Below are 14823 nucleotides of genomic sequence, written 5' to 3' on the forward strand. Positions count from 1 at the left end.
GGTGACGCGCGGTGACGACGGTTCAGTCGCGGGCGGGCTCCACGGCCCGGCTGCTCTCCGGGTCGGGGGAGGAGCCGAGAGCCTGGGGGACGTCGAGGCGCGACACGAGGCCGGTGACCTGGCGGGCGATGTCGGGCGCGGTCAGACCGATCTCGGCCATCACCTCGGCGCGCGAGGCGTGGTCGAGGAAGCGCGGCGGGATGCCGAAGTCGCGCAGCGGTACGTCCACACCGGCGTCGCGCAGGGCCTGGGCGACGGCCGAGCCGACACCGCCGACCCGGCTGTTGTCCTCGACGGTGACGACGGCCCGGTGCTGCTCGGCGAGCGGGGCGAGCGCCTCGTCGACCGGCTTGACCCACCGGGGGTCGACGACGGTGGTGGAGATGCCCTGCTTGTCGAGGAGGTCGGCGATCTCCAGGCACATCGGCGCGAGCGCGCCGACCGAGACCAGGAGGACGTCGGGCCTGTCGGTGCCCGGCTCGCGGAGCACGTCCATGCCGCCGATGCGGCGCAGGGCCGGTACGGCGGGGCCGACGGCGCCCTTGGAGAAGCGGACGACGGTCGGCGCGTCGGTGACCTCGACGGCCTCGCGCAGCTGGGCGCGTACCTGGTCGGCGTCGCGGGGCGCGGCGAGCCTGAGGCCGGGGACGACCTGGAGGATCGACATGTCCCACATGCCGTTGTGGGAGGCGCCGTCCGTACCGGTGACGCCGGCCCGGTCCAGGACGAACGTGACACCGCACTTGTGCAGGGCCACGTCCATCAGGACCTGGTCGAAGGCGCGGTTCAGGAAGGTCGCGTAGACCGCGAAGACGGGGTGGAGTCCGCCGGTGGCCAGGCCGGCCGCGGAGACCGCGGCGTGCTGCTCGGCGATGCCGACGTCGTACACCCGCTCGGGGAATTCCTTGGCGAACTTGTCCAGGCCGACGGGCTGGAGCATGGCCGCGGTGATCGCGACGATGTCCTGGCGCTCCTTGCCGAGTTCGACCATCTCCTGCGCGAAGACGCCGGTCCAGTCGGCTCCGGAGGAGGAGATCGGCAGGCCCGTGTCGGGGTGGATCTTGCCGACGGCGTGGAAGCGGTCGGCCTCGTCCTGGAGGGCGGGCTGGTAGCCGCGGCCCTTCTCCGTGAGGCAGTGGACGATCACCGGGCCGCCGAAGCGCTTGGCGCGCGTCAGGGCGGACTCCAGGGCCTCGATGTCGTGACCGTCGATCGGGCCGACGTACTTCAGGCCGAGGTCCTCGAACATGCCCTGCGGGGCGATGAAGTCCTTGAGCCCCTTCTTGGCGCCGTGCAGGGTCTCGTAGAGCGGCTTCCCGACGACGGGGGTGCGCTCCAGGATGTCCTTGCCGCGGGCGAGGAAGCGCTCGTAGCCGTCGGTGGTACGGAGGGTGGCCAGGTGGTTGGCGAGGCCGCCGATCGTGGGCGCGTAGGAGCGCTCGTTGTCGTTGACGACGATGACCAGCGGGCGGTCCTTCGCGGCGGCGATGTTGTTCAGCGCCTCCCAGGCCATGCCGCCCGTGAGGGCTCCGTCGCCGATCACGGCGACGACGTGGTCGTCCTTCTTCAGGACCTCGTTGGCCTTGGCGAGGCCGTCGGCCCAGCCGAGGACGGTCGAGGCGTGCGAGTTCTCGATGACGTCGTGCTCGGACTCGGCCTGAGCGGGGTAGCCGGACAGGCCGCCCTTCATCTTGAGCCTGGAGAAGTCCTGGCGGCCCGTGAGCAGCTTGTGGACATAGCTCTGGTGGCCGGTGTCCCAGAGGACCTTGTCCTTCGGGGAGTCGAACACCCGGTGCAGGGCGATGGTCAGCTCGACCACACCGAGGTTGGGGCCGAGGTGGCCGCCGGTCTTGGAGACGGCGTCCACGAGAAACGTCCTGATCTCCGCGGCCAGCTGGTCCAGCTGTTCCGGGGAGAGCCGGTCCAGATCGCGCGGTCCCCTGATACGGGTCAGCAATGCCACCCGTGCCTCCTTGCCATTGAGCTGGTCGAGCTTGCCGATTCGTCGAGTCTAATGTTCCGCCCCCGACCGTGGTCATCGGGCGGCGGGGTGCGCGTCACGCGTGTGGCCGACACACCGCTGAGCGTACGGGCGGTGCACAGGACCAGACGCAGCAGTGCCCGGCGCCGGTTCTCCGGCGCCGAGCACTGTGGAGTACGTAACAGAGGCTACGCGCGACCCGCTGTCTTCTGGGTCCTCCGCGAGACCGAGTCGATCACGACCGCGGCGAGGAGCACCGCGCCGGTGATCATGAACTGGATCTCGTTGGCCATTCCGATCATGTTCAGGCCCTGCTGGATCGACTGGATGACGATCATTCCAAGGAGTGCCGACCAGACCTTGCCGCGGCCGCCGAAGAGGCTGGTGCCGCCGATCACGGCCGCCGCGATCACCAGCATCAGCGTGTTGCCGCTGCCGAGGCTCTTGGTGGCGCCGCCGGAGAGGCTGGCCACGAAGAGGCCGCCGAAGGCGGCGAGCATTCCGGAGAGGCCGAAGACCAGGATCCGGATCCGGTCGACGTTGATGCCCGCACGGCGGGCGGCCTCGGCGTTGCCGCCGACCGCGAAGACCTTGCGGCCGAACAGGGTGCGGCGGGCGACGAAGTCCGCGATCACCAGGACGGCGAGGAAGAGGACCAGGGCCAGCGGCAGGCCGCGGGCGCCCTCGGGCTCGTTCAGGACATACGCGACGACGAAGCAGAGGATCGCGACGACGGCCGTGCGGAGCACGATCTCGCTGGTGGGGCGGGACGGCAGCGCCGCGGCCTTGCGACGCTTGGCGTCGAGGAGCAGCGAGCCGGCGTAGGCGAGGACCGCCACGAGGGCCAGGCCGTACGCGGCGGCCTTGTCCTCGAAGTAGTACGCCGTGAGGTTCTCCACGATCGAGCCGGTGGGGGCGTTGATCGAGCCCTCCTTGCCCATCATCCAGATCTGCAGGCCGCTCCAGCCGAGGAAGCCGGCGAGGGTGACCACGAAGGCCGGGACGCCGATCTTGGCGAAGAAGAAGCCGTGGAGCAGGCCGATGAGGAGGCCGGAGGCGACGGCGATGACGACCGAGAGCAGGTCGTTCATTCCGTTGGTGACGTTGAGTACGGCCCAGACGGCGGCGCCGACGCCGGCGACCGAGCCCATCGACAGGTCGATCTCGCCCAGGATGAGGACGAAGACGATGCCGACGGCCATGATGCCGAGGCCGGAGGAGTAGACCGCGATATTGGCGACGGAGCTCGCCGAGAGGAAGTTGCTGTTCTGGACCTGGAAGACGATCGCGATGACGATCAGGCCCAGGACGACGGGCAGGGAGCCGAGTTCGCCGCCGCGGATCTTGCGGTTGAACTCGGTCCAGTAGCCCTTGATGCCCTGCTCGCGGACCAGCAGACGCGGGTCTACGGCGGGGATCGGGGCGGCGGAGGCCTCGACGGGGGCGGCCTGGGCGGGCACGGCGGCCTCGGGCGCCGCGGCGCCGGTGCTCTCGGGCGTCTCGGGGGTCTTGGCGAGGTCGCTCACTTCGCGTCCTCCTTCGTGGCCGTGGCCGAGGCCGTACGGGCCTGCCGACGGGTCACGGCGTTGTCCGTGGCACCGGTGATGGCGGCGATGATCGTCTCGTGGCTGGTGTCCTTGACGTCGAAGACACCGTTGTTGCGGCCCAGCCGGAGGACCGCGACCTTGTCCGCGACGGCGCGGACGTCGGCCATGTTGTGGCTGATGAGGATGACTCCGTGGCCGCGCTCGCGCAGCCGCTCCACGAGGTCGAGCACCTGTGCGGTCTGCTCGACGCCGAGTGCGGCGGTGGGCTCGTCCAGGATGACGATCTTGGGGTCGCCGATCAGGGCGCGGGCGATGGCCACGACCTGACGCTGACCGCCGGAGAGCGCCGCGACGGGGATGCGGACCGACGGAATGCGGATGGACAGGGTGTCCAGGAGCTCCTTGGCGCGCTTCTCCATCGCGATCTCGTCGAGGACGGACGCGGAGCGGAGCTCGCTGCCGAGGAACAGGTTGGCGACGACGTCGAGGTTGTCGCAGAGCGCCAGGTCCTGGTAGACGGTGGCGACCCCGAGGTTCTGGGCGTCGTGGGGCTTGGTGATCTGGACGGGGTTGCCGTCCCACTCGATGACGCCCTCGTCGATCGGGTGAACGCCCGAGATCGTCTTGACGAGGGTCGACTTGCCGGCGCCGTTGTCGCCGACCAGGGCGACGACCTCACCGGCGTGGATCTCCAGTTCTACGTCGGTGAGCACCTGGACGGCGCCGAACCGCTTGGAGACTCCGCGCAACGCCAGCACGGGCGTAGCGGACACGTGAATCATCTCCTTCGCCGCCTGACCGGCGGGGATGGTGGTGCGAAGAGCACAGAGGGGCTGTGAGAGGAGTCCGGCGCCCCGCCCCCGCTTGCGGGGCGTTGAACGGGGCGGGGTGCGCCGGACCGGACCGGGGGCCGCTTCGAAGGAGGTCAGTGGGTCGAAGGGCCGTACCGGCAGCGGGTGTTACTTGATGCCCGCCGCCTCGCAGGCCGCCTTGTACTCGGCGGTGCAGATGTCGGCGGCCTTGTAGACGCCGTCCTTGATGATCGTTCCGGCGATGTCGCCCTTGGTGACCACCTGCGCGTCGTACAGCTTCGCCGGGATGTCCTTGAACTCACCGGTCAGGCTGGTGACCTTGGTGGGAACCAGGTCGTCGATCTTCTCGCCCTTGAGCAGTCGGACCGCGATCTCGGCGGTGGTCTCGGCCTCCGGCTTGATCTGCTTGTAGATCGTGAAGGCCTGGTCGTCCTTCAGGATGCGCTGCAGACCGGCGAGCTCGGCGTCCTGGCCGCCGACCGGGACCTTGATGCCCTGCTTGGCGAGGGCGGTGATGATGCCGCCGGCCATGCCGTCGTTGGCCGAGTAGACGCCCTGGAAGCCGTCCTTGCCCAGCGAGTCGATGGCGGCACCCATCTTCTTGTTGGCCTCGTCCGGGGACCAGTCCGGGATGTCCTGCTCGTAGACGACCTTCTTGACGGCGCTGTCGAGGACGCTGTGGGCGCCCTTCTTGAACAGCGGGGCGTTCGGGTCGGTCGGCGAGCCGTTGATCATGACAACGTTGGCGTCCTTGGCCTTGTCGCCGAGCGCCTTCACGAGGCCCTCGCCCTGCAGGCGGCCGATCTTCTCGTTGTCGTAGCTCACGTAGGCGGAGATCGGGCCCTCGGCCAGACGGTCGTACGCGACGACCTTGACGCCCTTCTTCTCGGCCTGCTGGACCCAGGACTTGGTGGCCTTGTAGTCGACCGAGTCCAGGATGATGACCTTCACGCCCTGCGTGACGAGCGCGTCGAACTGCTTCTTCTGCGTCTCGGTGTCCTGCGCGGCGTTGTTGTACTTGACCTCGCAGTCCGAGCAGAGAGCCTTGATCTTGTCCTCGATGATCGGACGGTCGAAGGTCTCGTAACGCGTGGTCTTGTTCTCCGGCAGCAGCAGACCGATGGTCTTGCCGTCACCGCCGTTCCCGTTACCCGAGTCGCTGTCGCCCGCCTTGCCACAGGCGGCGACGGAGAGGGCCATCGAAACGGCGGCCGTGCCTATGACGACGCGACGCGTCAATGCGTTCATGTGGGGTTGCCTCCCTGACGAGGCCGCGACATTGCGGCCGAGGTGGCTGGAAGTCAACTCGGCCGCAACCCCGACGTCAAGGAGTAAATCCTTAACGAGATGACAACGGTGCCATCCGTTATCTAAGTGAAGGCAGGAGTGGAGGCCGGAGCGGCGGCGGGAGCGGCACCGGGAAGGGCGCCCTCCAACAGGGTCGAATCACCCATTTCGCTCAGCGCGAGGGCCAGCGCGCCCAGCACCTCGGCCCGTCCGCCGAGCGCCCCGGGGGCCAGCGAGAGCTGGCGCGCGGCGCTGGGGATGGCATAGCGCGAGACGGAGTCGCGGATCGGCGCGAGCACCAGCTCACCGGCCTCCGCGAGGTCGCCCCCGAGGACCACACGGCTGGGGTTCAGCAGGTTGCAGAGGTTGGCGACACCGCTGCCGATGTGGCGGCCCACGTCGGCGACCACACGCCGGCACCCCGGGTCGCCCTCGCGCGCCAGCTGGACGACCCGCTCCATGGTCAGATCGGGCCCGTGGCCGGGCTGGAGCAACGGCAGGACGTACCGCGCGGCGGTGAAGGTCTCCAGGCAGCCGCGGTTGCCGCAGCGGCAGACAGGGCCCGATTCGTCGATCGTGATGTGCCCGATCTCGCCCGCGGTGCCTCCAGGACCTCGGTAGACCCGCCCGTCGATGACGAGGCCCGCTCCGACGCCGCTGGCGACCTTGATGTAGGCCAGGTCCTTGACCCCTCGCCCACTGCCCCAGACGAGCTCGCCGAGCGCGCCGAGATTGGCGTCGTTGTCGACGTACACGGGCACGCCGAGCCGGCCGGAGAGCTCGTCGGCCGGGTTGATCCCGCTCCAGCCCGGCAGGATCGAGGTGGAGCCGAGCGTGCCGGAGGACACGTCGATCGGACCCGGTACGCCGAGGCCGACGCCGACGACCTTGTCGCGGCCGATGCCGGTGGCCTGGATCAGCCGTGTGACCAGCCGTTCCGCCCGGTCGAAGCCCTCCGCGGAGGAGGCGTCGACATCGAGCGGCTCGGACTCCTCGGCGAGGACCTGGTGGGCGAGGTTGCCGACGGCGACCCGCAGGTGCGTATGGCCGAAGTCGACGCCGATGACGATGCCCGCGTCGCCGGAGAGCGAGACGCTGCGGGCCCGGCGCCCGCCCGCGGAGGTGGGGGTGACCTCGACGGTCCCGCCGTCCTTCAGCTCCCGCACGATGTTGGAGACCGTGGCGGCGGACAGCCCGGTCGCCCGGGCGATCTCCGCCTGGGTGAGCGAGCCGGCCATGCGTACCGCACGGACGACCCGTTCGAGATTGGCCCTGTGCAGAGATGTCTGCGACCCCGGAGTCTCCATCGACTCATCCACTCCCGCCTGCGATGGACGGCGCATGCGCCGTCCCCGGCCGGGGCCACGCCAATGAGACCCCGGCTACTTCTCCAACTTGTGAACTCTAAGATGAGCCTTTCGGGCTGTCCCCCGTCAAGACCTGAGCGCGAGCGGGCTCGAATGAGCCCGGCCGCCACGGCGTCCCCGTCCTGACACCGCGGCTACCCCCGGACACCCGGCCCGACACGGCCGAGGCCCCGGCGGGATGTCCCGCCGGGGCCTCGCTCGTGGATGTGGGTGGGCTACTTCAGCGCCCCGGCGGTGAGGCCGGACTGCACCTGTCGCTGGAAGATCGTGTACACGACGAGCACGGGCAGCATGGCGATCATCATGCCGGCCATGAGGGCGCCCCAGTCGTTCTCGTACCCCTGCTGCAGCGCGATCATCGCGAGCCCCTGCGTCAGGACGTACTTGTCCTCCTGCTGGTTGAGCACCATCGGCAGCAGGTACTGGTTCCACTGGCCCAGGAAGTTGAAGATGCCGATGCTGATCAGGCCGGGCTTGGCCATCGGCAGCATCACCTGGAAGAACGTCCGGGTGTGCGAGGCGCCGTCGATCATCGCCGCCTCCGCCACCGAGGTCGGCAGCGTACGGAAGAACGCCGTCATGAAGAAGACGGTGAACGGCAGCGAGTACGCGATGTAGACCAGGATCAGACCGTGGTACGTCGCGAGGAGCGAGCTGCCCGGGAAGTCCCGCAGCACGAAGAAGAGCGGGATCACCAGCATGAAGACCGGGAACGACATGCCCGCCACGAACAGGTAGTAGATGAACCTGTTGCCGGGGAAGGTGAAGCGGGCCAGGACGTACGCGGCCATCGAGCCGAGCACCATGGTGCCGATGACGGAACCGCCGACCACGATGACGGTGTTGATGAAGTACTGGCCCATGTTCGCGTCGTTCCACGCGTTGGACCAGTTCTCCCAGTGCAGGACCGTCGGCAGGCCCCACGGGTCGGTGAGGATGCCGTTGCTGTCCTTGAAGGCGCTCCACAACACCCAGAGCAGCGGGACGCCCACCATGAGGCCCCAGACGATCAGGATGCCGTGGGAGAAGACGTTGAGGATGCTGCCCTCGGAGGTGCGGCCGGTCGTCGGCCCGAGCTTCTTGGTGACGGTGGCGGGCGTCGTCTCCGGCGCCACCTTCTCGATCTCTTCGGTCGTCATCCGCCGTACCCCTAGTACTCGATCCGCTCACGGCGCGCGAAGCGCATCGTGAGCACTGCGAAGGTCATCGTGACAATGAGCATCGCGATGCCCATGGCGGAGGCGTAGCCGAACTGGCTGTCGCGGAAGGCCGTCAGATAGAGCCTCAGCGGCATGACGTCCGTGGCGCCGTCCGGGCCGCCCATGTTCACCGACATGATCTGGACCAGGGCGAAGGCGTCGAGCGCGATGATGCCCATGTACACCCAGCCGGTCTGGACCGTGTCCCACAGCAGCGGCAGGGTGATCTTGAAGAAGGTGTGGAAGCGGTTGGCCCCGTCGAGCAGGGCCGCTTCGTAGATGTCCCGGGGGATGGAGGCCATCGCGGCGGAGAAGAGCACCACGAAGAAGCCGACGTGGCCCCAGACCATGACCGCGCTGATGCACCACAGCGCGAGGCTCTTCTCGCCCAGCCAGGAGTTCTGCAGGCTGTCCAGGCCCACCGCGCCCAGCAGCGAGTTGAGCATGCCGTCCTGCGGGTCCGGGTTGTAGATGTTGAACCAGATGACGGCGACGATCGTGATCGAGATGACCTGCGGGAAGAAGAAGACGAACTTGTACATCTTCGAGCCCGCCACACCGGTGACGACCTCGTTCCTCCTGCGCCGGCCGCCGACATTCAGCATGAAGGCGAAGAACAGGCCCAGACCGAGCGTGACGACCGGGACCAGCACCAGCATGTAGATGTTGTGGCGCAGTGCGTTCCAGAAGTCGTCGCTGTCCCAGAGCTTCTGGAAGTTGTCCAGGCCGACGAACTCGGCCGTTCCCACGAGCCCGGACCAGTCGGTCATCGAGATCTGGAACGCCTGGACGAACGGCGAGATCACGAAGAGCGCGTAAATGATCAGAGGCAGGGCCAGGAAGCCCACGATGAATCGGTATTTGCCGTGTTGCATGGTGCTCCCCGGCCCTTCCCCTCTTTGTCCTGGATCAGCAGGTCAGGCGGTGCGCTTGAACTTGGCGACGGAGCTGTCCTTGGCCACCTTGTCGCATTCCTCCTGGGTCCTCTTGATCCAGTCGGCCGCCTTCAGCTCGCCGGCGAGCAGCTGACCCGTCAGACCACCGATCTTCTCGTCCGTGAGCGCCGGGTACCACTCCTGCAGCTGAAGGCTGATCAGGTTGGTGCCGGCCTCCTTGAAGACCTTGCTGGCGGAGGCGAGGCCGGGCGAGAGCGTCATGCCCTCGGTGGCGTCCATGACACAGGTCAGGGACTTCACCTTGGTCGCGAAGTTCTGCGCGTGCTTCTTCGAGAGCATGATGCGCAGCAGCTCCATACCGCCGGCCGGGTTCTTGCCCTTGGCCGAGACCAGGTACGGCTCGCTCGGCTCGGCGCGCAGGGTGCCGTGCGGCATCTTGTCGCCGGTGCCGTCGAAGAGGGCGCCGACCGCCATGCCGAAGTCGGCGGGGGTGGTCGGGGCGGCCTCGTTCTCGACCCAGGAGCCGTTCGGGATGAAGACGGCCTTGCCCTTGTTCCAGGCGGTCTGCGACTGGATGTGGGTCAGGCCCTGGCTGCCTTCGAGGAAGTACTTCTTGGCCGCCAGCTCCTCGTAGTGCTCGATGACCTCCTTGACCGCGTCGTTGCCGGTCCAGGCGTTGGGCTCGAGGTTGTCGATCGCGATCCACTTCTCCATGCCGCCGATCTTGGCGATCTGCGCGAAGAGGTTGAAGTGGACGTAGTACGGGAACTTGCCGGCGTACGTCCAGGGGGCGATGCCGGCCTTCTTGATCTCGCCGCAGAGCGTGACCATCTCGTCGAGGGTCTTGGGGTACGCCCAGCCCTTGGACTCGAGCAGCTTCTGCGAGTACCAGGTGCCGTAGATCGTGAAGGCGTAGTACAGCACGTCGAACTTGTCGCCGTGCTTGCCCTTCTCGATGGTGCTCGGGTGGATCGTGTCCCGGATCTTCTTGGCCGGGTCGTCCATGGAGGCGGCGTCGAGGAGCAGGCCCAGGTCCTGGAGCTGACCCTGGGTGGACAGCTTGTTCATGTCCAGGTGGTCGGCGCCGGAGTTGTCGATGACGTCCGGCGGGTTGCCGCCCGCGAAGCGCGGCGTCAGCTTGGGGCCGACCTGCTGGGTGCCCGTGTGCTTGACCTCGGCGCCGTACGTGGCCTTGTAGTCGGCCTCCGCGTCCTTGGCGTACTGGTCGCCCAGGCCGCCCTTGAAGATGAACGCTTCGAGCGGGGCGCCGTTCTTCACGCCGAGCGGGTTCTTCGCGGTCTTCTCGCCGCCGGCGGCCTTCGGCCCCTGGTCGCCGCCGCCACCACCGGTGGCACAGGCGGACAGGAAGCTCATCGTCGGCACCGAGATCAGACCGAGAGCGGCGGAGCGCTTGATCAGATCGCGGCGGCCGGGGCCTTCGTGGTTGTGCGCGGAGGTGGATCCCATGCTCAAGTCCTCGCCTTCATTCAGGACTCAGGCGGTGTACCGGTCGCCCGTTATCTGCTCGCCAAGGCGAAGGGCCCCGCCACCGCATTCGAATGCAGCTTGGGTCGTACAGGCGTCGTGCCGCCGTGTGAGTGGTACGACGGGCTGGACGCCGACAGGTATAGTCCACTTCCCTTCGAGTGAGCAAGATCGAAAGCAGGTTTGAGCGGCAGTCTTTCCCGAGTTGAGACCTCGGGGATATCCCCGCTGTATCTGTACCGTTTCATCCCTCGACTTGTCGTCAACACCCTTGACACCATCGGCCACTTGGCCCCCTACTGGATTTGCTTCATTCGGATGACAACGTTGTCTAGATCCAGTGGCAGGAGCGGCGACACGGCATGGAGCCCAGAATTCGCACCCGATCAGGGTCCAGAAACCACCCCCTCGCAGCCGCCGCCCTGGTGGCCGCGTCGGCATTGGTACTGGGCTCGGTGCCCTCGGTGGCACAGGCACTTCCCGGCCAAACGGACACACGCGCACAGGAATTCACCACCTCGTTCGAAGCCGACGAAACTCAACCCACCTGGCGCAACACGGTGGAGGTCGGCACGGACGGCACCAAACGGACATCGGGGGTCGACGGCGGCTTCGCGAGCGGCATACCGGGCAATGTCACCGACAGGGTGACGGAGCTGCGGGCCAGCGGCGAGAACGCGGGCGCGGGCGAGACCAAGGAGAACCTGGTCGACCTTCAGCCCGGCACGAAATGGCTGGTTTTCGAGCCGACCGCCTGGATCGAGTTCGACCTCGCCGAGCCGGTCAAGGTGGTGACCTACGCGCTGACTTCGGCGAACGACGCCGCCGAGCGCGACCCCCGCGACTGGACGCTCCAGGGCTCGGCGGACGGCAAGGAGTGGAAGACCCTCGACAGCCGGGCGGGCCAGACCTTCGCCAAGCGCTTCGAGACGAGGACGTTCGACTTCGCGAACGACACGGCGTACGCCCATTACCGCCTGGAGGTCACGAAGAACAGCGGCGCGGGACTCACCCAGCTGGCGGACGTTCAGTTCTCGAACGGGGACACCTCGGCCCCCGTCCCCGAGGAGATGCGCAGCCAGGTCGACCGCGGTCCCGGCGGCTCCCCCACCGCCAAGGCCAACGCCGGCTTCACCGGCAAGCGGGCGCTGCGCTACGCCGGCACGCACAAGGCCGACGGCCGGGCGTACTCGTACAACAGGATCTTCGACGTGGACACCCGGATCGCCCGGGACACCGAGCTGTCGTACCGGGTCTTCCCGTCCCTGCCGGAGACGGACCTCAACTACCCCGCCACGAATGTGTCGGTGGACCTGGCCTTCACCGACGGCACCTATCTGAGTGATCTGCGGGCCGTCGACTCCCACGGCGGGCTCCTGACCCCGCAGGGCCAGGGCGCCGCCAAGCGGCTCTACGTCAACCAGTGGAACCAGGTCAGCTCCCGGATCGGCGCGGTCGCGGCCGGCAAGACCGTCGACCGGATCCTGGTCGCGTACGACTCCCCCAAGGGGCCGGCGAAGTTCCAGGGCTGGATCGACGACATCGCGCTGAAGGCTAAGGCTCCCGAGAGGCGTCTCGACCGGCTCTCGGACTACGCCTCCACGACCCGCGGCACGAACTCCAGCGGTGCGTTCTCGCGCGGCAACACCTTCCCCGCGACCGCCGTCCCGCATGGCTTCAACTTCTGGACGCCGGTGACCAACGCGGCCTCCAAGAGCTGGCTGTACGAATACGCGCGCGCCAACAACGCGGACAATCTGCCCGCCGTGCAGGCGTTCGCCGTCAGCCATGAGCCGAGTCCCTGGATGGGTGACCGGCAGACCTTCCAGGTGATGCCCTCGGCGGCGGCCGGCACTCCGGCGACGGACCGGGTCGGGCGGGCGCTGGCCTTCCGTCACGAGAAGGAGACGGCGAAGCCCCATCTGTACGGCGTCACCTTCGAGAACGGCCTGAAGGCGGAGATCACCCCCACGGATCACGCGGCGATGATGCGCTTCACCTATCCGGGTGAGGACGCGAGCGTCGTCTTCGACAACGTCACGGAGGAGGGCGGGCTGACCCTCGACCCGGCGACCAGCTCCTTCACCGGCTTCTCCGACGTCAAGAGCGGTCTTTCGACCGGCGCCACCCGGATGTTCGTGTACGGCGTCTTCGACGCGCCGGTCACCGGCTCCGCGGCGCAGGGCGTGAAGGGCCACCTCCGCTTCGACGCGGGCGCCGACCGCACGGTCACCCTCCGGATCGCGACCTCGCTGATATCCGTGGACCAGGCGAAGGCCAACCTCGCCGGCGAGATCCGCGAGGGCACCCGCTTCGAGCAGGTCAGGGAGCGGGCGCAGGGCGCCTGGGACCGGATCCTGGAGCGGGTGGAGGTCGAGGGCGCGACCCACGACCAGCTGGTGACGCTCTACTCCAGCCTCTACCGGCTCTACCTCTACCCCAACTCCGGTTTCGAGAAGGTCGGCGGGAAGAACCAGTACGCCAGCCCCTTCTCCCCCATGACGGGCCCGGACACCCCGACCCGTACCGGGGCGAAGATCGTCGACGGGGAGGTGTACGTCAACAACGGCTTCTGGGACACCTACCGCACGACGTGGCCCGCGTACTCCTTCCTCACTCCGAACAAGGCCGGTGAGCTGGTCGACGGCTTCGTGCAGCAGTACAAGGACGGCGGCTGGATCTCCCGCTGGTCCTCCCCCGGCTACGCCGACCTGATGACCGGCACCTCCTCGGACGTGGCGTTCGCCGACGCGTTCGTCAAGGGCGTGGACTTCGACGCCGAGGCGGCGTACGAGGCGGCGCTCAAGAACGCGACGGTCGTGCCGCCGAGCCGGGGCGTGGGCCGCAAGGGCATGGAGACCTCTCCCTTCCTCGGCTATGCGTCGACCGAGACCCACGAGGGCCTGTCCTGGTCACTGGAGGGCTACCTCAACGACTACGGCATCGCGAAGATGGCGCAGGCGCTGCACAAGAAGACCGGCAAGAAGCGGTACCAGGAGGAGGCGACGTACTTCCTCTCCCGCGCCCAGAGCTACGTCTCCCTCTTCGACTCCAAGGCCGGCTTCTTCCAGGGGCGCGACCTGAAGGGCGACTGGCGGGTGCCTTCGGCGCAGTACGACCCGCGGATCTGGGGGTACGACTACACCGAGACCAACGGCTGGGGCTACGCCTTCACGGCCCCGCAGGACTCGCGTGGCCTCGCCCAGTTGTACGGCGGCCGCAAGGGTCTCGGGCAGAAGCTGGACACGTACTTCTCCACTCCGGAGACCGCGAGCCCCGAGTTCGTCGGCTCGTACGGCAGCGTCATCCATGAGATGACCGAGGCCCGGGATGTCCGGATGGGCATGTACGGGCACTCCAACCAGGTCGCCCACCACGTCCCGTACATGTACAACGCGGCCGGGCAGCCCTGGAAGACACAGGAGAAGGTACGCGAGGTGCTGTCCCGGCTGTACACCGGCAGCGAGATCGGGCAGGGCTACCACGGTGACGAGGACAACGGCGAGCAGTCCGCCTGGTACCTCTTCTCCGCGCTCGGCTTCTATCCGCTGGTGATGGGCAGCGGGGAGTACGCGATCGGCTCGCCGCTGTTCAGCAAGGTGACGGTCCGCATGGACAACGGCCGCAAGCTGGTCGTCGAGGCGCCGCGCAACAGCGCGAAGAACCTGTACGTCCAGGGCGTGAAGGTCGACGGCCGGCAGTGGAACTCCACCGCGCTGCCGCACGAGCTGCTCGCCAAGGGCGGCACGCTGAAGTTCGAGATGGGGCCGAAGCCCTCGGCGTGGGGCACGGGCGCGAACGCGGGCCCGGTCTCGCTCACCCCGGCGGGCGGGACGCCCTCGCCCCGTACGGACGCGATCACCGGCGCCGGGCCGCTCTTCGACAACACCTCGGCCACGGAAGGCGCCGTCGCCACGGTGGAGCTGCCGGTGGCGAAGCCGGTCCGGGCGGTCCAGTACACGCTGACCTCGTCCGTTCGGGACAAGGCGCCGGCCGGCTGGGTCCTCCAGGGCTCGGCCGACGGCACCACCTGGAAGGACCTGGACCGGCGCGCGGGCGAGTCCTTCGCCTGGGACCGGCAGACCCGGGTCTTCTCGGTCACCGCCCCCGGCTCGTACGCGAAGTACCGGCTGGTGGCCGCCGCACCGGGCACGCTCGCGGAGGTCGAACTGCTCGGTTAGCGAGGCGTGGACGCGACAGGGCCGCACTCCCCGTGAGGGGGGTGCGGCCCTTCGCTGCTACCGGATCC

General features: G+C 68.2%; 9 protein-coding genes. 1 reads left to right on the forward strand and 8 read right to left on the reverse strand.

Translation table 11 applies throughout. From position 1 onward, the window contains the following. Positions 1-22: 22 nt before the first annotated feature. The 8 genes from dxs to ngcE form a co-directional block, all read right to left on the reverse strand. Positions 23-1963 (reverse strand): 1-deoxy-D-xylulose-5-phosphate synthase, encoded by a 1941-nt coding sequence (gene dxs / locus ACZ561_RS24615; RefSeq protein WP_470998858.1) that lies wholly within the window; start codon positions 1961-1963, stop codon positions 23-25. Positions 1964-2169: 206 nt separating this feature from the next. Continuing rightward, positions 2170-3507, reverse strand: a complete 1338-nt coding sequence (locus ACZ561_RS24620) for a sugar ABC transporter permease (protein ID WP_470998860.1) — start codon at positions 3505-3507, stop codon at positions 2170-2172. After that, complete coding sequence (locus ACZ561_RS24625; protein WP_470998862.1) at positions 3504-4310, reverse strand: ATP-binding cassette domain-containing protein; 807 nt, start codon at positions 4308-4310, stop codon at positions 3504-3506. Before ACZ561_RS24625 ends, ACZ561_RS24620 begins: the two co-directional genes overlap by 4 nt. Positions 4311-4487: 177 nt before the next feature. Further along, positions 4488-5588: a substrate-binding domain-containing protein gene (locus ACZ561_RS24630; protein WP_470998864.1), complete on the reverse strand. Its 1101-nt coding sequence runs from the start codon at positions 5586-5588 to the stop codon at positions 4488-4490. A gap of 122 nt (positions 5589-5710) precedes the next feature. Continuing rightward, positions 5711-6934, reverse strand: a complete 1224-nt coding sequence (locus tag ACZ561_RS24635) for an ROK family transcriptional regulator (RefSeq protein ID WP_470998866.1) — start codon at positions 6932-6934, stop codon at positions 5711-5713. Positions 6935-7209: 275 nt separating this feature from the next. Beyond that, entirely contained in the window at positions 7210-8133 is a 924-nt protein-coding gene (locus ACZ561_RS24640; RefSeq protein WP_470998868.1) for a carbohydrate ABC transporter permease, read from the reverse strand. A gap of 11 nt (positions 8134-8144) precedes the next feature. After that, positions 8145-9068: a carbohydrate ABC transporter permease gene (locus tag ACZ561_RS24645; protein WP_470998870.1), complete on the reverse strand. Its 924-nt coding sequence runs from the start codon at positions 9066-9068 to the stop codon at positions 8145-8147. Positions 9069-9110: 42 nt separating this feature from the next. Then, positions 9111-10556, reverse strand: a complete 1446-nt coding sequence (gene ngcE, locus ACZ561_RS24650) for an N-acetylglucosamine/diacetylchitobiose ABC transporter substrate-binding protein (RefSeq protein ID WP_470998872.1) — start codon at positions 10554-10556, stop codon at positions 9111-9113. 380 nt (positions 10557-10936) lie between these two features. Between ngcE and ACZ561_RS24655 the strand changes: the two genes are divergently transcribed. Continuing rightward, positions 10937-14755: a GH92 family glycosyl hydrolase gene (locus ACZ561_RS24655; RefSeq protein ID WP_470998874.1), complete on the forward strand. Its 3819-nt coding sequence runs from the start codon at positions 10937-10939 to the stop codon at positions 14753-14755. Positions 14756-14823: the final 68 nt, after the last annotated feature.

Source organism: Streptomyces sp. NPDC039609, assembly GCF_055596705.1.